This is a genomic window from Metapseudomonas cellulosilytica, assembly GCF_049334135.1.
In the GTDB taxonomy this organism is placed as follows: Bacteria; Pseudomonadota; Gammaproteobacteria; order Pseudomonadales; family Pseudomonadaceae; genus Metapseudomonas.
Window position 1 is genome coordinate 1 of sequence record NZ_JBHZGN010000018.1, and the last position, 18,878, is coordinate 18,878.

Sequence of the window (18,878 nt, forward strand, 5' to 3'; positions counted from 1 at the left end):
AATAAATTCGCCCCTACAAAAAAGCGGCTTGTGCCAACACTCGACCTCATCAGCCGCACCGACCCACTGTAGGGGCGAATTCATTCGCCAAGGGCAACGCAGTTGCCCCCTGCGGGTTCGAACGGCAGCCCTGCGGCCTGCTTGGCGAATGAATTCGCCCCTACAGAAAAGCGCCCCGTGCCGGTGCGCACATCCCCTCACTTCATATCACTGCCCTTGAATGCTTCGGCCAGGAAATCGATCAGGGTGCGCACCGACGGCAGTAATCCGCGCCGTGATGGAAACGCCGCATGCACCACGCCGGTCCGCGGCGCCCAGCCCGGGGTCACCTGGACGAGCCTGCCGCTGGCCAAGCCTTCACGCGCCACCACCCAGGGCATGTGCACCACCCCAACCCCAGCCTCGGCGGCCTGGCGCAACACCAGCAGGTCGTCGGTCACCAGCCGGGGATGGTGGCGCACCGCGGCGCTGGCCCCGTCCGGGCCGTCCAGTTGCCAGACGTACTCGCGCAGCGGCGCCCCCCAGTGCAGGCTCGGCAGGCTGGCCAGGTCCGCCGGCACCCGCAGCGACGGTAAACGCTCCAGCAGGGTCGGGCTGGCCACCAGCCACTGGGTGCTGTTGGCCAGCACCTTCATCACCAGGTCGGTGTCCTCCAGCGGCGGGAAGCGCACCCGCAAGGCGATGTCGATGCCCTCCTGGATCAGGTCCACCTGGCGGTTGGTGCTTTCGATATGCAGCTCCACCAGCGGGTACTCCAGCATGAAGCGGGTCAGCATCGGCCCCACCCAGAAGTCCAGCAGTGCCGTGGGACAGCTGATGCGCACCACGCCCTGGGGCTCGGAGCGGTTGCGCTCGATCACCTCGGCGGCGCCCTCGGCCTCCACCACCATGGCCACACACTGGCGGTAGTACGCCTGGCCAATCTCGGTGACCGAGAAGTGCCGCGTCGAGCGCTGGATCAGGCGCACGCCCAGGCGTTCCTCCAGGTTGGCGATGCGCCGGCTGAGCTTGGACTTGGGCATATCCAGGGCTCGTCCGGCCGGGGCGAAGCCACCGTGCTCGATCACCTGGGCGAAGTAGTAGAGGTCGTTGAGGTCTTCCACCGTCGTTCTCCAAATAGGACTCTGAGACCAATTTAACCCCACTACCGAGGCCAGCGTTGCAGTTTCAAGATGTGCCCCATGCACTCAAGGAGGCACACCATGAAAAAGATCCGTGGCATCTACACCAGCCCAAGGCCCCATTGGGTGGGCGACGGCTTCCCGGTTCGCACACTGTTTTCCTACGACAGCCTGGGCAAGCACATCAGCCCCTTCCTGATGCTGGACTACGCCGGCCCCGCCGACTTCACCCCCGCCAACCGGCCACGCGGCGTCGGCCAACACCCGCACCGGGGCTTCGAGACGGTGACCATCGTCTACCAGGGCGAACTGGAACACCGCGACTCCACCGGCGCAGGTGGACTGATCGGCCCCGGCGATGTGCAGTGGATGACCGCGGCCTCGGGCATCCTCCACGAGGAATTCCATTCCGAGTCCTTCACCCGCAGCGGCGGCACCCTGGAAATGGTCCAGCTCTGGGTCAACCTGCCGGCCCGCGACAAGCTGGCGGCGCCGGGCTACCAGACCATCCTCGACGCCGATATCCCGCACCTGCCCCTGGCGGATGGCGCCGGCAGCCTACGCCTGATCGCCGGTGAGTTCGCCGGCCACCACGGGCCGGCGCGCACCTTTACCGCCATGGATGTCTGGGACATCCGCCTGAACGGCGGCAAGCCGGTCAGCCTCGACCTCAAGCCCGGCCGCAACACCGCCCTGGTGGTGCTGCGCGGCGCCTTGTTGGCGAACGGCGTGGACCTGGTGCGCGAAGGCCAGCTGGCGCTGCTCGAACAAGCCGGTGACGAGCTGCTGCTGGAGGCCAACGGAGAAGCCCTGGTGCTGCTGCTTTCCGGTGAGCCCATCGACGAGCCGATCGTCAGCTACGGCCCCTTCGTGATGAACAGCGAAGCCGAGATACGCCAGGCCATCCGCGACTTCCAGCGCGGCGACTTCGGCCGCCTCGACTGACGGTCCCACACCAGGCCGGGCCCTTGCCTAGTCTGATCAACCCCCACGGCGGAATCGTGGGCCGGCGGGCAACCGCTGCGGCCAGGACGGCCATCACCCTGAAAAAGAGGAAACACGCCATGAGCAACTTCGCCCAAGTCGCCAACTTCAACGGCAAGATCCCGAAGATCGACCCCAATAATGCAGCGATGCTGCTGATCGACCATCAGAGCGGGCTGTTCCAGACGGTCAAGGACATGCCCATGACCGAACTGCGGGCCAATGCCATCACCCTGGCGAAGGTCGCCACCCTGGCCAGGATGCCGGTCATCACCACCGCCTCGGTGCCCCAGGGTCCCAACGGCCCGCTGATCCCCGAGATCCACGAAGCCGCGCCTCACGCCCAGTACGTGGCGCGCAAGGGCGAGATCAACGCCTGGAACAACCCCGAATTCGTCGCCGCCGTGGAGAAGACCGGCCGCAAGCAACTGATCATCGCCGGCACCATCACCAGCGTGTGCATGGCCTTTCCCAGCATCAGCGCCGTGAACGCGGGCTATCAGGTGTTCGCTGTCATCGACGCGTCAGGTACCTATTCGAAGATGGCCCAGGAAATCACCCTGGCGCGCGTCGTCCAGGCCGGCGTGGTGCCCATGGATACCGCTGCCGTCTGCTCGGAGGTCCAGCAGACCTGGAACCGCCCGGACGCAGCCGAGTGGGCAGCAGCCTATAGTCAAGTGTTCCCGCACTACCAACTGCTGATCGAGAGCTACATGAAGGCCCAGCAGGTGGCCAAGGACAACGAAGTGCTGGATTCGCAACGCTGAATTGAATGCGCCCGCCCCCACGAGGGCAGGCGCCAAACCGAAGCAAGGAGAACCACCATGTCTTTCCAATACAAGCGTCTGGACAAGAACAACGCGGCCGTGCTGCTGGTCGACCACCAGGCCGGCCTGCTTTCGCTGGTGCGGGATATCGAACCCGACAAGTTCAAGAACAACGTGCTGGCCCTGGGTGCCCTGGCCAAGTACTTCAAGCTGCCGACCATCCTCACCACCAGCTTCGAAACCGGCCCCAACGGCCCGCTGGTGCCGGAGTTGAAGGAACAGTTCCCCAACGCCCCCTACATTGCCCGCCCCGGCAACATCAACGCCTGGGACAACGAAGACTTCGTCAAGGCCGTGAAGGCCACCGGCAAGAAGCAACTGATCATCGCCGGCGTGGTCACCGAGGTCTGCGTGGCCTTCCCGGCACTGTCGGCACTGGAAGAAGGCTTTGACGTGTTCGTGGTCGCCGACGCCTCCGGCACCTTCAATGAAGTCACCCGCGACGCCGCCTGGCGCCGGATGGAAGCCGCCGGCGCGCAACTGATGACCTGGTTCGGCGTGGCCTGCGAACTGCACCGCGACTGGCGCAACGACATCGAAGGCCTGGCCGCGCTGTTCTCCGCCCACATCCCCGACTACCGCAACCTGATCACCAGCTACAGCACCCTCACCGCCAAGTGAGCCTCAGGGGGCCGCGTCGTATTGGCGCGGCGCCCTGCCCCATCGTTCCGCCCTGCTCTAAGATGTCGCCCCCCGCACCAAACCCAAGGAGTGACATATGCCCCACGACGGCAGCCTGCTGCAGGCATCAGTGATTTTTCTGCTCGCCACCGTCCTCACCGTGCCCCTGGCCAAGCGCCTGCAACTGGGGGCCGTGCTGGGGTACCTGCTGGCCGGCGTGCTGATCGGCCCGTCGGTGCTGCGCCTGATCGGCAACACGGAAAACGTCAGCCACCTGTCCGAACTGGGGGTGGTGCTGCTGCTCTTCATCATCGGCCTCGAACTGTCGCCCAGGCGCCTCTGGGTCATGCGCCACTCCGTGTTCGGCATGGGCCTGGCCCAGGTGCTGCTGACCGGCCTGGCCATAGGCGCGGTCGCCTGGCTGGTCTTCGCGCAATCGCTCAACACCGCCGCGGTGGTGGGCTTCGGCCTGGCCCTGTCATCCACCGCCTTCGGCCTGCAGTTGCTGGCCGAGCGCAAGGAAGTGACCAGCCCCCACGGCCGCCTGGCCTTCGCCATCCTGCTGTTCCAGGACATCGCCGCCATCCCGCTGATCGCCCTGCTGCCGGTAATCGCCGGCACCGGCGAGCTGGAGGCCGACCGCGACACCCTGGTCAATCTGCTCAAGGTGGTGGGCAGCGTGGGGGCGGTGATCATCGGCGGGCGCTACCTGCTGCGACCGGTGTTCCGCATCGTGGCCAGGACCGGCCTGCGGGAGGTCTCCACCGCCACCGCGCTGCTGGTGGTCATCGGCACCGCCTGGCTGATGGAGCTGGCCGGGGTATCCATGGCCCTGGGCGCCTTCATCGCCGGCGTGCTGCTGGCGGATTCGGAATACCGCCATGAGCTGGAATCCCATATCGAGCCCTTCAAGGGCTTGCTGCTGGGCCTGTTCTTCATCAGCGTGGGCATGAGCGCCGACCTCGGCCTGCTGCTGAGCGAGCCGCTGTCGGTCATAGGCATGACCCTGATCCTGGTGCTGATCAAGCTGCCGCTGCTCTACCTGATCGGCCGCTACTCCGGCGGCCTGGACGGCGGCCAGGCGCTGCGCCTGGGCGTCGTGCTGGCAGCCGGCGGCGAGTTCGCCTTCGTGGTGTTCAAGCTGGCCCGCGAGCATGGCCTGCTGGACGCCCGCCTGCACGACCTGCTGGTCCTCACCATCACCCTGTCCATGGCGGTCACCCCGCTGTTGGTGCTGCTCCTGTTCCGCCTGTTCAAGGCCAAGCCGGCACCGGTAGAAGTGCCGCCGGAGTACAGGAACATCGAGAGCGACGAACCACGGGTCGTGATCGCCGGCATGGGCCGCATGGGCCAGATCATCGCCCGGGTGCTGCGCGCCCAGCGGGTGAACTACGTGGCGCTGGACACCGCGGTGGAAATGGTCGACTACGGCCGCAGCATGAGCCTGGGCCGCATGCCGGTGTTCTACGGCGACCCGCTGCGTCCGGAAATCCTCCGTGCGGCGAAGGTGGACAAGGCCGAATTCTTCATCGTCACCACCGACGACCCGGAGACCAATCTCAAGGTCACCGAACTGGTGCAACGCCACTTCCCGCACGTCAAGGTCATCGCCCGTGCGCGTAATCGCCAGCATGTGCACCGCCTGCTGGACCTGGGGGCAGTGCCGGTGCGCGAGACCTTCCATTCCGCCCTGGAGATGAGCCGCCAGGCCCTGCTTGGCCTCGGCCTCGACGAAGACCAGGCCAATGCCCGCATCCGCCGCTTCCATCGCCACGACGAAGAAGTGCTGGCCGCCCAGCACAAGGTCTACGACGACGACGCCGCCGTGATCCAGACCGCCCGCGAGGCCCGCGCCGAGCTGGAAAACCTGTTCGATGCCGACCTGATCGAGGACAAGGGCGTGAAATAGCGCCCTCCCTTGATCCCTCCGGGGGCTGGCGCCACGTAGGAGCGAGCTCTGCTCGCGAACAGCCCCCCTTCGCAAGCAATCCCCGGGAGCGCTGGACTTCCGACTCCTTTCAGCTACGTAGGATGGCTCGGGCGGCGTTCCGCGAGCTTGCGATACCCATGAGCCCTGTCCGCATGGGTATCGCTCCGCTCCACCCATCCGAACTGGGCGACTGGAAAGGCTTACCGTTGTGGGGGCGATCGCGGGTATCAGGGCGCGCCGAACATCATGGTCCAGTAGATGCCGTTTTCGCTGCGGGTTTGCGAGGCGTAGGCGGCGCCGACGTGGGTGAACCTGGGGTTCATCAGGTTGGCGCAATGGCCGGGGCTGGCCAGCCAGCTTTCCATGGCCTGGCTGGGCGAACCCTGGCCGGCGGCGATGTTCTCGCCCACCTGGCGGCCCTTGTAGCCAGCCGCGCGGGCGCGGTCGAAGGGTGAATCGCCGTTCGGGTCCTGGTGGGAGAAGTAGTCGCGGGTGGCCATGGAGCGGCTGTGCTGCTGGGCCGCAGAGCCGAGGGCGGAACTCCAGGTCAGCGGGCGGGCGGCGGCGAAGCGCTTGCCGCCGCACATGCGCGACCGGGCCCGCGCCGCGTTGACCTGGGCCAGCAGCGCCTGCCCCGCCGAGCGGGCATCTCCCAGCTGCGCGCTGGCCATCGGCCGGGCCAGTACCAGCCGCCACTGGTTGCCGCTGCGGCTGATCCCGATATCGGAAACCTGGGTGTCGAGCAGGTCCTCGCAGTATTGGTCACGGAGCATGTCGAAGGCCCTTTCGGCATCCCGCGCTCCGGACAGGCGAATGGTGCGCACCTCGCCCGCCAGGTAGCCGGCATTGCGCAATCCGCGCCGCAGCTCGCCCGAGTACCCCACCGGCAGGGCCACGTTGGATTTCAACACCAGCGGCGGCGCCGCCCGGTAGCTGCGCCATTCGCAGCGCTGGCTGTGGGTACGGTAATCGTTGATGGCGGCCAGCAGTTGCCGTTCCTCGCCGGCGTGGGCGGGGCTGGTGAACAGAGGTAACAGGGCCAGGGAGCACAGGGAAAGCGGGCGAAGGGATCGGGTGATTGGGCGCATGAAAGGCTTTGCCGGTGGAGGGTGATGAGATCGGGCCGGGCTATGACTGCGGCGCCAGGAACAAGGTTCAGAGGCGTCCGGAAAACCGTGACGAGGCGCATGGTTGTTCGGGGCAGCTGCGCTGCCCATCGCGAATGAATTCGCCCGCCCGCAGAGTCCGTGCCCCGGCGAAATCCGCTCGCTGGCACCGCTTGTCACCGACCAGCGGTCCCACCGCCCGGCCGTTTAGGTTGCCGGTTCTAGCGCTTCAGGCCGAACCTCGGGCCCGATCCATGCCTCCAACAAGAACAAGGCGAGTGCAGTTCCAAACCACCACTGCCTTATCTCACCAGGGGGGTCGCCCCCGGGGAGGAGCCATGCGTATTCGTTGCTTCCTGCTCGGTTGTCGCTGGACCGAGAGTTTCCGTACCGAAGTGGGCGCCGTGCCCATGATCTGCCAACGCTGCCTGCGCTGTGGCGCCCAACGCTATGTGAGCCCGCCGGAGGAAGGGGTGGAAACCACCGGATGATCGACGCGGGCAGCGGACGGTTGGCCAGTTGACAGCACGCCATCACCCTCTAGCTTTATCCAGCGTTGCCGATGACCTTCACAGGGTCAGCCGTCCGGCCGAACAACCAGGCAAGGGAGTGCACCATGTCGCATCCGTCCTCCGCCAATCCCATCAAGTGCCTGGCCCTGCACTCCCTGGTCTGGTTGGTTTGCGCCGGCCTGGTCGCCCTCGATGTGCCGGTCTGGCTGGCCCTTGGCGGTGGCTGGCTGGCCAGCCGGCAGCCGGTGGCCGCGGTGCCGGACTGGCGCCTGCCCGGCGGCTTCGACGGGATCTTTTGCCGCAACGTGATGATCTATTTCGATAAGACCACCCAGGTCCAACTGCTGGAACGCATGGTGCGGCTGCTCAGGTCAGACGGTCTATTCTTTGCCGGGCACGCGGAAAGCTTCGTGCAGGCCAGCCACGTGGTGAAGCTGGTCAGCCGCACCGTCTACAGGCCCGTTACAGGAGTTCCGGCATGAAAGGAGAAACTGCAGGCGCCATCGCCTCCAACCGCTATTTCGATCCCGATTTCCAGCTGCCGGCGGTGAAGATCCTGCCCGGCGAGTTCTACGCCACCAGCGAGGACCAGGTGCTGGTCGCGGTACTCGGCAGCTGCGTCGCGGTCTGCCTGTTCGACAGCCAGCGCGGCATCGGCGGGATGAACCACTTCCTCCTGCCCGACCAGGCCAGCGCTCACCACGGCGTGCGCATCATGGAGCAGCTCATAGAGGAATTGCTGCGCGAAGGTGCCCGCCGCTACCAACTGGAAGCCAAGGTATTCGGCGCCGGCAACCTGCCCCAAGAACTGTTGCGCCACGACACCACTCTGCGCACGGTGGAGTTCGTCCACAGCTATCTGGACACCGAAGGCATCCCGCTGCTGGCCGAGGATGTGATGGGTCCGCATGCGCGCAAGGTCTACATTTTCCCCTCCAGCGGCCAGGTGCAGGTGAAGACACTCAGGAGCCTGCACAACGACACCATCCAGCAGCGCGAACTGGAATACCTGCTGTACCTCAAGCGCGGCGAGGTGCTGGGCCCCTACGATCTGTTCAAGAAGTGAACAGGTGGCGATCGCGGCAGTTGAGCGCGGAGCAAGGGCTGATCCTGCAATCGGTGCGCATGGCGCACCCTACGGCGGGCCAGGTGCGGGATTAATGCCGCGTCGGTGGAAAACTTTCGTCCGAATTTCCCGCAAGCCAATGGCCAGAGGGACCGTTAACGTAGCTCGCTGACCTATCACGAAGGACGGCGATGGACTCACTCACCCAGGCACTGCTCGGCGCCACCATCCAGGGCGCGATGCTCGGCCGCTGGCAGGGCCGCAAGGCGCTGCTGTACGGCGCCCTGCTCGGTACCCTGCCGGACCTGGACGTGGCGATCCGCTACAGCGACGCGGTAGCCGCGATGACCTACCACCGCGGCTTCAGCCATTCGCTTGTCGTCCTCAGTGCCCTGGCCGCGCTGCTCACCTGGCTGGTGCGGCGCTTCCGGCCGCATCCGGGCTATTCCACCCGACGCCTGTTCCTCGCCCTCTGGCTGGTGCTGGTCACCCACCCGCTGCTGGACTGCTTCACCAGCTACGGCACCCAGCTGTTCTGGCCGATGGCGACGCCCCCCGTGGCCTGGTCGAGCATTTTCATCATCGATCCGCTCTACAGCCTGCCATTGCTGGCCGCGGTGCTAGGTGGGCTGCTGTTCGGGCTGCGTGAGCGCGTGCCACGCCTGCCGCTGGCCGCACTGGCGCTGTCCAGCCTCTACCTGTTGTCGACCCTGGGCGGCAAGTTCATGGCCGAGCAGCGGGTCGCCGAGGTGCTGGATCGCGAAGGCATCCGCCCGCAGGCGATCTTCAGCACGCCGGCGCCCTTCAACACCCTGCTTTGGCGGGTGGTCGTGCTGGACGGCGAGGACTACCACGAGTCCCTGGTGAGCTGGTTCGACCGCGAGCCGCCGAAGCTCGAACGCATCCCGCGCGGCACCGAACTCGCGCGGCGGCTGCGGGATTCTCCCCAGCACCTGCGGCTGGCCTGGTTCACCCACGGCATCCTGCGCTACGACCAGATCGACCAGGCGCTGGTGGTCACCGACCTGCGCCTGGGCATGACCGGTTTCCACCCGTTCCGCTTCGTTCTCGCCGAGCGCCGGGACGGGCGCTGGCAGCCGGTGGCCGAGGCGCGCCGCTGGCGCACCGAGCGCGGCGACCTGGAACGCCTGAAGGTGCTCTGGCAGCGCATCTGGCACCAGGAACCGTCCGTGCCGCTCTCCACCTGGGCCGGCCTGCTGCAGCACTAGACAGCGGCGGTCAGGCCGCTGCCTTCAGTACGTCCAGCAGCGCCGGCAATGGCAATGCCTGGGCGCCGTTGATGGACAGGCCGCAGCGATTGCCGGCGGCCTCCACCAATCGTTGCAACTCGGCCGCCGGCAGTTGCCCGGCGTTGAACTGCAGGTCCAGCTTCCTGGCCTGCCCCGCTGCGTCCAGCGCCGCAACCAACCCCTCGACCGCCACACCCTGGGCGCTGCTGACGCTCACGGAGGTGCTGATGCCAGCCGCCTCGATGGCCTGCACCAGGCCAGCGGCAGCGGCCTGCACGCCGTTGTACTCGACGTTGAGCTGACGGGTATTGCCGGTGGCCTCGATGGCCGCCAGCAGCCTTCCTGCGCCAATCGCCTCGGCTGTGTTCAGCCGCACCAGAGTGTTGGTGCCGGCGGCGGCCACCAGGTGCGGCAGAGCAGCTTCATCCACCTGGGAACCATTCAAGGAAAGGCTGAGCTGCTTGGCATCCCCGGCCCCCAGCATCAGCGCCTGGAGCTCGTCCCGGTCCAGGGCGTGGGCGGTGTTGATGGCGATGCCGGTATTGGCGCCAGCCGCCTCCACAGCCTGGAGCAGGTTGGCCGCCGGCTGCGCGCCGCCCAGCTCCACGGCGAGCTTGCGCTGGTCGCCCGCGGCCTGGAGGGTAGCCAGCAGGGCTTCCTGGGCAAGGGACTGGGAAGCGACGAGGCTGATACCCACCTCGCGGCCGGCGGCGTCCAGGGCACTGCGCAGGGTCTCCTGGTTGACCCGGGCGCCGCTGAAGACCGCCCGTATGGACTTGCTATCGCCAGCGGCGGCGATGGCAGTCACCAGGGCGCTCGGCTGTACCGCCTGGGCGGCGGCGATATCGATGCGGGTGCGGTCACTGGCGAAGCTCACCGCCTGCTGCAGGCTGCGGGGGTCCAGGCGGGCGCCGTCGAAACCGAGGACCAGGTTTTTCTCGCCACCGGAGGCGCTCAGCACCGAGAGCATGGCGCTGGCGTCCAGGTCGTGGGCGGCGGAGTAGTGGATGGTGGTGCTCTCCCCGGCGGCCAGGATCGCCTGGCGCAGGGTGTTGATCGCAACGGAACCATCGAAGTGCAGGGCCAGTTTCATATTCCTTCTCCTGTACGGGTCCTGGGGACGAACCCACCACCATACAGGGAGGCGCCCGCTTCACAAGCCTAAGAAGCCAGCATCTTGTCTGGATTTATCCGATTTTACCTGCAAAATCACGACAAACTGTGTGGTCCTTTCCTTAACCCGAAGCTCGGAAACGACAAGGCCCGGCACTTGGCCGGGCCTTGCGGGTGGGGCGGCAATCAGCTGGCGGCGTAGGCCTGGCGGGCCTTGGCGGCGCTGGACAGCTTGAGGCGGTAGCAGCCCCACATCACCAGCAGCCACAGCGGGATGGCGTACACCGACACCTGGATGCCCGGGATCATCAGCATGACGCCGAGGATGAACACCACGAAGGCCAGGCACAGGTAGTTGCCCATCGGGAACCACAGGGCGCGGAAACCGGTGCGGACACCGTCCTTGTCCATGCGCTGACGGAACTTCAGGTGGGAGTAGCTGATCATCGCCCAGTTGATCACCAGGGCGGCCACCACCAGGGACATCAGCAGCTCCAGCGCGTTCTGCGGGACTACGTAGTTGACGACCACCGCGAGGAAGGTCACCACGGCCGACACCATGATCGAGCGCACCGGCACGCCGCGCTTGTCCACCTTGGCCAGGGCGCGCGGGGCGTCACCCTGCTCGGCCAGGCCCAGCAGCATGCGGCCATTGCAGTAGGTGCCGCTGTTGTAGACCGACAGGGCGGCGGTGAGCACCACGAAGTTCAGCAGGTGAGCGGCGGTGTCGCTGCCGATCAGCGCGAAGATCTTCACGAAGGGGCTGCCGCTGTAGGCGTCGCCGGCGCTGTTGATGGAGGCCAGCAGCGCATCCCAGGGGCTCAGGGAGAGCAGCACCACCAGGGCACCGACATAGAAGATCAGGATGCGATAGATGACCTGGTTGATCGCCTTGGGGATCACCTGCTTCGGCTTGTCGGCCTCGGCAGCGGTGAAGCCGAGCATTTCCAGGCCGCCGAAGGAGAACATGATGAAGGCCATGGCCATCACCAGCCCACTGACGCCATTGGGGAAGAAGCCGCCATGTTCCCAGAGGTTGCTCACCGCAGCCTGCTCGCCGCCGCTACCACTGAACAGCATCCAGCAGCCGAGGACGATCATGCCGACGATGGCCACCACCTTGATCATGGCGAACCAGAATTCGGCCTCGCCGAACAGCTTCACGTTGGCCAGGTTGATGGCGTTGACCACCAGGAAGAACACCGCCGCCGTGGCCCAGGTCGGGACGTCTGGCCACCAGTAGTGGATGTACTTGCCCACCGCGGTGAGCTCGGACATGCCCACCAGGATGTAGAGCACCCAGCAGTTCCAGCCGGAAAGGAAGCCGGCGAAACCGCCCCAGTACTTGTGGGCGAAATGGCTGAAGGAGCCAGCGACCGGCTCTTCGACGATCATTTCGCCGAGCTGGCGCATGATCAGGAAGGCGATGAAGCCGCAGATGGCGTAGCCGAGGATCATCGAGGGGCCGGCGGACTTGAGCACCCCGGCCGAGCCGAGGAAGAGGCCGGTGCCGATGGCGCCGCCGAGGGCGATCAGCTGGATATGGCGATTCTTCAGGCCGCGTTTCAGCTCGCCCGAGTGTTGCATCTCACTCATTGCGTCACCTTTTGTTGTTGTCGTGACGGGATTTCACCCGCCGGGCTTGTGGTCCGGCGGAACTTTGCAAGGCAGGTGGGTAGACCAGACCCCGGATTACTGTGCGTCTGGCTGTACCTCCGGAGCAGCATTCCTGAATGCCTCGAGGGCTTCGCAGCGCGCAGCGATATCGAGGATGCGCGGATAGGCCGACAGGTCACAGCCGAAGCGCCGTGCGTTGTAGACCTGGGGAATCAGACAGGCTTCCAGGTAGCCCGGGCGGGAACCCAGGGAAAGCTTGCCACCAAAGGCTTCCAGCCCCTTTTCCACAGCGGCGAGGCCGAGCCCCACCCAGTGGCGGTACCAGGCGTCCTTGGCGTCTTCCGCCACGCCCAGTTCGTTCTTGAGGTACTGCAGCACCCGCAGGTTGTTCAGCGGATGCACGTCGCAGGCGATGTGCAGGGCCAGGGAGCGCACCAGGGCGCGCTGGGCCGTGTCGGCCGGCAGCAGGGCCGGAACGGGGAAGGCTTCTTCGAGGTATTCGAGGATGGCCAGGGACTGCGCGATGCGGACTTCGCCACCGGCATGGCCGCCATCCACCAGCAGCGGGACCAGGCCCTGGGGATTGAGTTCGCGATAGGCACCCTGGTGCTGCTGGCCACCGTCCTTGACCAGGTGGACCGGCTCCTGGCGGTAGGCCAGGCCCTTGAGGTTGAGGGCGATGCGGACACGGTAGGCAGCGCTGGAGCGCCAGTAGCCATATAGGGTCAGTTCGGTGTTCATGGCGTCGGACCGATTTTTTGTTTGCGCCATGACACTCTGGCAGCGCTTCGCGAACAAGGCGCGGAACTCGCCGGAGCGAAGCGCCGAACGGTCAAACCGGAAAGTTTTCCTTACACCAACGAGATACTGATGGCACAGCCTGCCAGGCGCCCCAACTACGTAAACTTTTATTTACAGGGCGTTCATCCAGGCTTCCAGGCGGGAATCCTGCTGCCCGACCAGCGGCGATTCTCAAGGGCCGCCGCGCTGTGCCATATGAAGGCAATGCGCCACCTGCCATTCAAGGACGCCGCGCGATGCCGCAAATGGACGAGCTCTACGACGAACTGGTCAACCTCTGCTACGAGTGCGTGCTGGACGAAAGCACCTGGAATCCGATGCTGGATCGGCTGGCGGCGGCCACCGGGCATCAGATGGGCGCCCTGCTCTTCCTCGACCAGCGCCAGCGACGTCCACAGGTGACCTCCATCCACAGCTGCGACCCGGCCAGCGTGGAGGCGTACAACGGCTACTACCACCAGTACGATCCGGCCAAGGAAGTGCTGGTGCCGCGCCCCGTCGGCAGCTGGTACCACGACCGCGAAGACCTCGGCCCACGGCGCATCCGGCGCGACCCCTACTACCAGGAATTCCACCTGCCTTTCGGCATGAACAGCATTTCCTGCATCAAGCTGCATGAGCAGGCCGACTCGGGGGTCTACCTGTCGCTGCTGACGGCCGTGGGCGCGAGCCTGCCGGAGCGGCACGAGCGCGACCTGCTGAACCGCCTCAGCCCGCACCTGCTGCGCGCGGCACGGATGTCCAACCGCCTGCAGGCACTGGAACTGGATGTGGCCCGCCGTGACCTGCTGCTGGAGCGCCATTCGACGCCGGTCTGGCTGCTGAACGTCGAAGGCCGGGTAGTCTTCTGCAACCACCAGGCCGAACTGCGCCTGTGCCGGCGGCAGTTTCCCCTGCAGGAGCGCCAGGGACGTTTGTACGCTGGCAGCCTCGACGTCCGCCTGCAGGCATTGCTGCGCCAGGCGCTGGGCCGCGATGGCAATCGCCGCGCCGGCTGGCTGCCCCTGGAAGCGGAGCCGCCGAGCCAGCTGCTGGTGACACCGGTGCCGGAAGATCAGGCCCTGGCCGCCCGCCATCCAGGCCCGCTGGTGCTCCTCGCCCTGCTGGAGCACCAGCCACGGAACCCATTCATGGCCGAACTCTTCCAGTTCACCCCAGCGGAACGACGCCTCGCCGAACTGCTCGTCCAGGGCCTCGCCCCCGAAGCCTGCGCCGCGCGCCTGACGGTCTCGATCAACACGGTCCGGACCCAACTGCGCGCGCTCTTCCGCAAGACCGGGACGGAGCGCCAGGCCGAACTGCTCAGCCTCCTTGCCCGCCTCCAGGACCTCTGAACGGCATACTTCCAGCCATCGGAAATCGCCATTTCATCTAGATGAATGATGGCGGGCAAATGGCCATCAACTAAGGTACTAACGGAGTCAACATCTGCCTTCATCCCGCGTGCCGGGTCGAGGATTCCGCGTTGGGCCAGAGGAGGTGGCGTGTGGAAGAAATCAGCGGTCCGGAAGAACTGCGCAGACGTCTCGAGGAACAACAACAACTCCGCCAGGAACTGGCGAGGATCAAGTCGGAACGGGAACGATTGAGGTTCGACCACCCCGAGCCGGCCAGTGAAGCACCAAGTCCAACCAGCAACATCCTGCCGTTCCCCTGCAAGCGCCTCCTCAGTCCGGGCATGCGCTGCGGCAACGCCACGCTGCTGGACTATCTCTACGGCGTGGAGTCCGACGCGCTGCGGGAGCTGCCCGAGGAGCGTACCCGCCAGCTTTTCGACTTCGCGACCAGCGCGGCGGCCGCTCGGGCCCTGCGCTGCCGGCGCCGCATGCTGGCCCGCGCGGTGGACGAGACCTGCCAGCAGGCCGGCAAGGCCGCGCGCCTGCTGTGCATCGCCGGCGGCCACTTCCGCGAGGCGGAACTCGCCCATGCCCTGCGCCATGGTCGCTACGGTGAAATGCTGGTGTTCGACGATGACCAGGCGCGCCTGGAAACCGTGCGCAAGAGCTACGGCGCGCTGGGCGTCACCACCCGCCTGGGCGACCTCGACCAGTTGCTGGCCGGCGAATGCCAGTTCGAGGGCTATGACCTGGTGTATTCGGCGGCGGTCACCGAGTTGCTCGACGACCGCCGTTGCGAGCGCCTGGTGCATCGCCTGTTCCAGGCCCTGCGCCCCGGCGGCCGGCTGCTGCTGGGCAATTTTCGCCCCGGCATCAACGCCATCGCCTTGCTCGAAGGCCTGCTGGACTGGCGCCCGCGCTACCGCCACGACGCACAGATGCTCAGCCTGCTGGACGGTATCGACTACAACCAGATCGCCTCGGCGCGGGTGTTCCACGATATCGGCCAACGCATCGTGTTCCTCGAAGCGGTGCGGTACGGCTGACGGCACCGATGGTGGAAATCCGTCACGCGGATTTCCACCCAGGCCAGCAGCATCACCTCGTAGGGTGCGCTGTGCGCACCGATTCCGACGTACAGAAGAACATCGATTCCCGGTCCTGCTCCGTCACGGTGCGCATGGCGCCCCCTACGGCCGCCACTTCCGGTCAGCCCTGCTGCAGATGCCCGTAGAGCTTGGCGTAGAGCCCGCCTTCGGCGATCAGCTGCTGGTGGTCGCCGTCTTCGGCGATGTGGCCACCGTCGAACACCAGCACGCGGTCGGCCTGCTTAACCGCCGACAGGCGGTGGGCGATGATCAGCGTGGTACGGCCATTGAGGAAGGTGCCCAGGGCCTGGTGCAGGGCATACTCGGTGGCGGCGTCCAGGGCCGAGGTGGCCTCGTCGAGGATCACCACCTTGGGCTCGGCCAGCACCATGCGGGCGATGGCCAGGCGTTGCCGCTGGCCACCGGACAGGCGCACGCCGGAGCGCCCCACCACGCTATCCAGGCCCAGGGGCAGGCTGTGGATGGTGTCGGCCAACTGAGCGATTTCCAGCGCGCGCCAGCAGGCTTCGTCGCTGCGCTCGCGGCCCATGGTCAGGTTGGCGCGCACGCTGTCGTTGAACAGCGCCGGGTGCTGCAGGACCACGGCGACGTTGTCGCGCACCTCGGCCAGGCCGATCTCCTCCAGGCGGCAACCGCCGTAGCGGATCTGTCCGGCCTGGGGCTGGTAAAGCCCGAGCAGCAGTTGCACCAGGGTGCTCTTGCCGCCGCCGCTGGCGCCGACGATGGCCACCTTCTCGCCCGGGGCGATGGACAGATTGAGGCCGTCCAGCACCGGGTCGTCGGCATAGGCGAAGCGCAGGCCCTTGACCTCGATGCCGACCGTATCGCGCCCCTTGAAGGGATCGACGGCGGGGCTGTACTCGGGCTCGTCGGCGCGGGCCAGCAGCTCGTTGATCCGCCCTAGCGCGGCGCCGGCCGCATAGTAGGAGTACTGCAGGCCCAGCAGTTGCTCCACCGGGCCGATCATGAACCAGAGGTAGCTGAACACGGCCAGCATCTGGCCGATGGAGAGGTCCGAGAAGAGCACCGTGAGCATGGCCGCGGCGCGGAAGAAGTCGATGCCGAACTGGAACAGCAGGCCGCTGGTTCGCCCGGCGGCGTCGCTCTTCCACTGGGAGGCCACGGCGTAGTCACGGACTTCCTGGGCGCGCTGACCGAGGCGGCCGAAGAAGAAGCCCTGGCGGTTGCTGGTGCGCACTTCCTGGATGGCTTCCAGGGTTTCCGTCAGCGCCTGGGTGAAGCGCGCCGTGCTGTCGTTTTCCAGCTTCTTCAGGTGCTTGACCTTCTTGCCCAGCTGCACCGTGGAGTAGATCACCAGCGGGTTGAACAGGAGGATCAGCAGCGCCAGCTTCCAATGCATCCAGACCAGGATGCCGGCCGTGCCGGTGAGGGTGAGCACGGCCACCAGGAAGCGGCTCAGGGTCTCGCCGACGAACTTGTCGAGGGTGTCCAGGTCGGTCACCAGGTGGGCGGTGACGGTACCACCGCCGAGACTTTCGTACTCGCCCAGGGAAATGCGCTTCAAGCGCTCGATCAGGCGGATGCGGATGCGATAGACGATGTCCTTGGCCAGCCGCGCGAAGAGGCGCGCCTGCAACACGTTGAACACCAGGGCCATGCCGCGCAACAACAGGGTGGTCACCAGCATCAGGCCGATATAGCCGACGGCGTTTTCCCAGGGCTGGGGCAGGAAGTGGTCCATGAAGCGCAGGGCGGCATCGCCGCGCTGCAACAGCACTTCGTCCACCAGCAGGGGCAGCAGCAGCGGAATGGGCACGCTGCAGAGAGTGGCCAGTACGGCGGCGAAGTTGGCCAGCCAGAGTGCTTTCTTGTGGCGCAAGGCCAGACGGCGGACCTCCGCCCAGCTCAAGCGATCAGCCATGGGTACCCCGTTCCAGCCAGCGACCCAGCAGCGGCGCCAGGTCGTCCAGCGGCTGGTAGCCATTGGTCAGCAACGCCAGCTGGCCATCGCGCTCGGCCAGCACGGTGGGGAAGCCGGCGATGCCGAGGTCCTGTACCCAGGTGAAGTCGGCGGCCGTTGCCTCGCGGGCCGCAGCCCCGTCGAAGGCTTCGGCGAACGCGATGCGCGCAATCCCCACCTGCTCCGCCAAGGCCACCAGGGTGGATGCCTGGGTCACGTCGCGCCCTTCGGCATAGAAGGCGTGCTGGATCTGCCTGACCAGCGGCCAGGCCAGTTCCGGCGCGAGCATGCGCGCCACCACCAGAGCGCGGCAGACCGGCTCGGTGTCGTAGACGAAACCCTCGGGCAGCGCGCCCTCGAAGCGGAAGGGCTGTCCCGTGGCCTGGTTGACCGCCTGCCAGTGTTCGAGGATGTAGCGCCTGGTGTGGCCATCCAGCGCCGCGCCGTGGCCGGTACGCAGGCCGCCGGCAACCAGGTGCAGCGGCACGCCGGCCGCCGCGGCCTGCTCGGCGAGGGCCGAGGCCACCGGGGCGAAGCCCCAGCACCAGGAACACATGGGGTCCATCACATAGAGCAGGCGGGCGTTGGACAAACTCAGTCCTCCATGGCTTGGCGCGGGTCGCGGCCAATCGGATGGGGCAGGTTGCGGACCTTGGCCAGTTCGATCTGCTTCTGCCGCTCGCGGGCGCTGGCGCGGGTCTTCTCGCTCAGGCTGTCCCAGCAGTGCGGGCAACTGATGCCCGGCGAGTAGTGTTCAGACAGGCGCTCTTCCAGCGAGATCGGGTTACGGCACGCGTGACACTGGTCGAAGTCCCCTTCTGATAGATCGTGGCGCACGGTGACGCGATTGTCGAAGACGAAGCAGTCGCCACGCCAGAGGGTTTCCTCCCGGGGCACTTCCTCCAGGTACTTGAGGATGCCGCCCTTGAGGTGGAAGACCTCCTCGAAGCCCTGGCCGAGCATGTAGCTGGAAGCCTTCTCGCAACGGATGCCGCCGGTGCAGAACATCGCCACCTTCTTGTGCACCGCCGGGTCGTAATGGGCCTTGATGTAGTCGGGGAATTCGCGGAAGGACGCGGTCTTCGGGTCCACCGCGCCCTCGAAGGTGCCGATGGCCACTTCGTAGTCGTTGCGGGTGTCGATCAGCAGCACCTCGGGGTCACTGATCAGCGCGTTCCAGTCCTTGGCTTCGACATAGGTGCCGACCTGCTGGTTGGGGTCCACGCCGGGCACGCCGAGGGTGACGATTTCCTTCTTCAGCTTGACCTTGGTGCGGTAGAAGGGTTGCTCCTGGCAGTAGGACTCCTTGTGGTCCAGGTCAACCAGGCGCGGGTCGACCCTGAGCCAGGCGAGCAGCCCGTCGATACCTTCGCGGGTGCCGGACACGGTGCCGTTGATGCCTTCCTCGGCCAGCAACAGCGTGCCTTTGACGCCGTTGTCGAGCATGGTCTTGAGCAGCGGTTCGCGCAGCGCGACGTAGTCCTTCAGGGTGACGAACTTGTACAGCGCCGCAACAACGATCTGGGTCATGCGGTACTTCCTCCAGTGGTCGCCCTCGCAAAG

Annotated in this window: 17 protein-coding genes and 1 pseudogene; 10 read left to right on the top strand and 8 right to left on the bottom strand. The window is 66.3% G+C overall.

The features are described from left to right. Positions 1-197: 197 nt before the first annotated feature. Positions 198-1,103: a LysR family transcriptional regulator gene (locus ACFW0H_RS20845; protein WP_422915764.1), complete on the bottom strand. Its 906-nt coding sequence runs from the start codon at positions 1,101-1,103 to the stop codon at positions 198-200. Positions 1,104-1,202: 99 nt separating this feature from the next. Here ACFW0H_RS20845 and ACFW0H_RS20850 point away from each other — a divergent pair, with 99 nt between their 5' ends. From ACFW0H_RS20850 to ACFW0H_RS20865, 4 genes are all read left to right on the top strand, one after another. Continuing rightward, a complete protein-coding gene (locus ACFW0H_RS20850) occupies positions 1,203-2,066 on the top strand; it encodes a pirin family protein (protein WP_422915765.1) in 864 nt (287 codons plus the stop codon). A gap of 119 nt (positions 2,067-2,185) precedes the next feature. After that, entirely contained in the window at positions 2,186-2,872 is a 687-nt protein-coding gene (locus ACFW0H_RS20855) for a hydrolase (RefSeq protein WP_422915766.1), read from the top strand. Between the two features lie 57 nt (positions 2,873-2,929). After that, entirely contained in the window at positions 2,930-3,553 is a 624-nt protein-coding gene (gene ycaC / locus ACFW0H_RS20860) for an isochorismate family cysteine hydrolase YcaC (RefSeq protein ID WP_422915767.1), read from the top strand. A gap of 97 nt (positions 3,554-3,650) precedes the next feature. Then, a complete protein-coding gene (locus ACFW0H_RS20865; RefSeq protein WP_422915768.1) occupies positions 3,651-5,462 on the top strand; it encodes a monovalent cation:proton antiporter-2 (CPA2) family protein in 1,812 nt (603 codons plus the stop codon). A gap of 248 nt (positions 5,463-5,710) precedes the next feature. On the opposite strand, the gene ACFW0H_RS20870 is transcribed toward ACFW0H_RS20865, so the two are convergent. After that, positions 5,711-6,571 (bottom strand): CAP domain-containing protein, encoded by an 861-nt coding sequence (locus tag ACFW0H_RS20870; protein WP_422915769.1) that lies wholly within the window; start codon positions 6,569-6,571, stop codon positions 5,711-5,713. 356 nt (positions 6,572-6,927) lie between these two features. On the opposite strand from ACFW0H_RS20870, the gene ACFW0H_RS20875 reads away from it, so the two are divergent. The 4 genes and pseudogenes from ACFW0H_RS20875 to ACFW0H_RS20890 all read left to right on the top strand — a co-directional run bounded on the left by ACFW0H_RS20875 (position 6,928) and on the right by ACFW0H_RS20890 (position 9,396). Beyond that, complete coding sequence (locus ACFW0H_RS20875; RefSeq protein WP_422915770.1) at positions 6,928-7,080, top strand: PSPA7_2676 family Cys-rich small protein; 153 nt, start codon at positions 6,928-6,930, stop codon at positions 7,078-7,080. A 281-nt stretch (positions 7,081-7,361) separates the two neighbouring features. Further along, positions 7,362-7,583 (top strand): annotated as a pseudogene (locus ACFW0H_RS20880) (CheR family methyltransferase); the annotation flags it as partial. Continuing rightward, positions 7,580-8,167 (top strand): chemotaxis protein CheD, encoded by a 588-nt coding sequence (locus ACFW0H_RS20885; RefSeq protein WP_422915771.1) that lies wholly within the window; start codon positions 7,580-7,582, stop codon positions 8,165-8,167. The pseudogene ACFW0H_RS20880 and the gene ACFW0H_RS20885, both read left to right, overlap by 4 nt. Positions 8,168-8,358: 191 nt before the next feature. After that, positions 8,359-9,396 (top strand): metal-dependent hydrolase, encoded by a 1,038-nt coding sequence (locus ACFW0H_RS20890; RefSeq protein WP_422915772.1) that lies wholly within the window; start codon positions 8,359-8,361, stop codon positions 9,394-9,396. A 10-nt stretch (positions 9,397-9,406) separates the two neighbouring features. Here the strand turns inward: ACFW0H_RS20890 and ACFW0H_RS20895 are convergent, their stop codons facing one another. The 3 genes from ACFW0H_RS20895 to maiA form a co-directional block, all read right to left on the bottom strand. After that, the gene (locus tag ACFW0H_RS20895) at positions 9,407-10,510 is read right to left on the bottom strand and encodes a hypothetical protein (RefSeq protein ID WP_422915773.1); all 1,104 of its coding nucleotides are present in this window, start codon (positions 10,508-10,510) and stop codon (positions 9,407-9,409) included. Positions 10,511-10,716: 206 nt separating this feature from the next. Continuing rightward, positions 10,717-12,126: an amino acid permease gene (locus ACFW0H_RS20900; protein WP_422915774.1), complete on the bottom strand. Its 1,410-nt coding sequence runs from the start codon at positions 12,124-12,126 to the stop codon at positions 10,717-10,719. A 96-nt stretch (positions 12,127-12,222) separates the two neighbouring features. Next, positions 12,223-12,888, bottom strand: a complete 666-nt coding sequence (gene maiA / locus ACFW0H_RS20905; protein ID WP_422915775.1) for a maleylacetoacetate isomerase — start codon at positions 12,886-12,888, stop codon at positions 12,223-12,225. A 296-nt stretch (positions 12,889-13,184) separates the two neighbouring features. Here maiA and ACFW0H_RS20910 point away from each other — a divergent pair, with 296 nt between their 5' ends. Together ACFW0H_RS20910 and ACFW0H_RS20915 are read left to right on the top strand one after the other, a co-directional pair. Then, positions 13,185-14,282 carry a helix-turn-helix transcriptional regulator gene (locus ACFW0H_RS20910; protein WP_422915776.1) on the top strand — a complete coding sequence of 366 codons (1,098 nt, stop codon included), beginning with the start codon at positions 13,185-13,187 and terminating at the stop codon, positions 14,280-14,282. A gap of 152 nt (positions 14,283-14,434) precedes the next feature. Then, positions 14,435-15,331: a class I SAM-dependent methyltransferase gene (locus ACFW0H_RS20915; RefSeq protein WP_422915777.1), complete on the top strand. Its 897-nt coding sequence runs from the start codon at positions 14,435-14,437 to the stop codon at positions 15,329-15,331. Positions 15,332-15,494: 163 nt separating this feature from the next. Here ACFW0H_RS20915 and ACFW0H_RS20920 read toward each other — a convergent pair whose 3' ends face one another. From ACFW0H_RS20920 to trhO, 3 genes are read right to left on the bottom strand one after another with little or no spacing between them, the layout of a single operon-like run. After that, entirely contained in the window at positions 15,495-17,276 is a 1,782-nt protein-coding gene (locus ACFW0H_RS20920; protein WP_422915778.1) for an ABC transporter ATP-binding protein, read from the bottom strand. Beyond that, entirely contained in the window at positions 17,269-17,880 is a 612-nt protein-coding gene (locus ACFW0H_RS20925; protein ID WP_459077324.1) for a DsbA family protein, read from the bottom strand. Before ACFW0H_RS20925 ends, ACFW0H_RS20920 begins: the two co-directional genes overlap by 8 nt. Before the next feature lie 29 nt (positions 17,881-17,909). Then, the gene (gene trhO / locus ACFW0H_RS20930; RefSeq protein ID WP_422915779.1) at positions 17,910-18,845 is read right to left on the bottom strand and encodes an oxygen-dependent tRNA uridine(34) hydroxylase TrhO; all 936 of its coding nucleotides are present in this window, start codon (positions 18,843-18,845) and stop codon (positions 17,910-17,912) included. Positions 18,846-18,878: the final 33 nt, after the last annotated feature.

Excerpts from the sequence above, each read along its gene's own strand:
- ACFW0H_RS20900 (WP_422915774.1), bottom strand. The coding sequence starts at position 12,126 with ATGAGTGAGATGCAACACTCGGGCGAGCTGAAACGCGGCCTGAAGAAT.
- ACFW0H_RS20875 (WP_422915770.1), top strand. The coding sequence starts at position 6,928 with ATGCGTATTCGTTGCTTCCTGCTCGGTTGTCGCTGGACCGAGAGTTTC.
- ACFW0H_RS20885 (WP_422915771.1), top strand. The coding sequence starts at position 7,580 with ATGAAAGGAGAAACTGCAGGCGCCATCGCCTCCAACCGCTATTTCGAT.
- ACFW0H_RS20910 (WP_422915776.1), top strand. The coding sequence starts at position 13,185 with ATGCCGCAAATGGACGAGCTCTACGACGAACTGGTCAACCTCTGCTAC.
- ycaC (WP_422915767.1), top strand. The coding sequence starts at position 2,930 with ATGTCTTTCCAATACAAGCGTCTGGACAAGAACAACGCGGCCGTGCTG.
- ACFW0H_RS20865 (WP_422915768.1), top strand. The coding sequence starts at position 3,651 with ATGCCCCACGACGGCAGCCTGCTGCAGGCATCAGTGATTTTTCTGCTC.
- ACFW0H_RS20870 (WP_422915769.1), bottom strand. The coding sequence starts at position 6,571 with ATGCGCCCAATCACCCGATCCCTTCGCCCGCTTTCCCTGTGCTCCCTG.
- ACFW0H_RS20850 (WP_422915765.1), top strand. The coding sequence starts at position 1,203 with ATGAAAAAGATCCGTGGCATCTACACCAGCCCAAGGCCCCATTGGGTG.
- ACFW0H_RS20920 (WP_422915778.1), bottom strand. The coding sequence starts at position 17,276 with ATGGCTGATCGCTTGAGCTGGGCGGAGGTCCGCCGTCTGGCCTTGCGC.
- ACFW0H_RS20925 (WP_459077324.1), bottom strand. The coding sequence starts at position 17,880 with ATGGACCCCATGTGTTCCTGGTGCTGGGGCTTCGCCCCGGTGGCCTCG.
- ACFW0H_RS20890 (WP_422915772.1), top strand. The coding sequence starts at position 8,359 with ATGGACTCACTCACCCAGGCACTGCTCGGCGCCACCATCCAGGGCGCG.
- ACFW0H_RS20895 (WP_422915773.1), bottom strand. The coding sequence starts at position 10,510 with ATGAAACTGGCCCTGCACTTCGATGGTTCCGTTGCGATCAACACCCTG.
- trhO (WP_422915779.1), bottom strand. The coding sequence starts at position 18,845 with ATGACCCAGATCGTTGTTGCGGCGCTGTACAAGTTCGTCACCCTGAAG.
- ACFW0H_RS20855 (WP_422915766.1), top strand. The coding sequence starts at position 2,186 with ATGAGCAACTTCGCCCAAGTCGCCAACTTCAACGGCAAGATCCCGAAG.
- maiA (WP_422915775.1), bottom strand. The coding sequence starts at position 12,888 with ATGAACACCGAACTGACCCTATATGGCTACTGGCGCTCCAGCGCTGCC.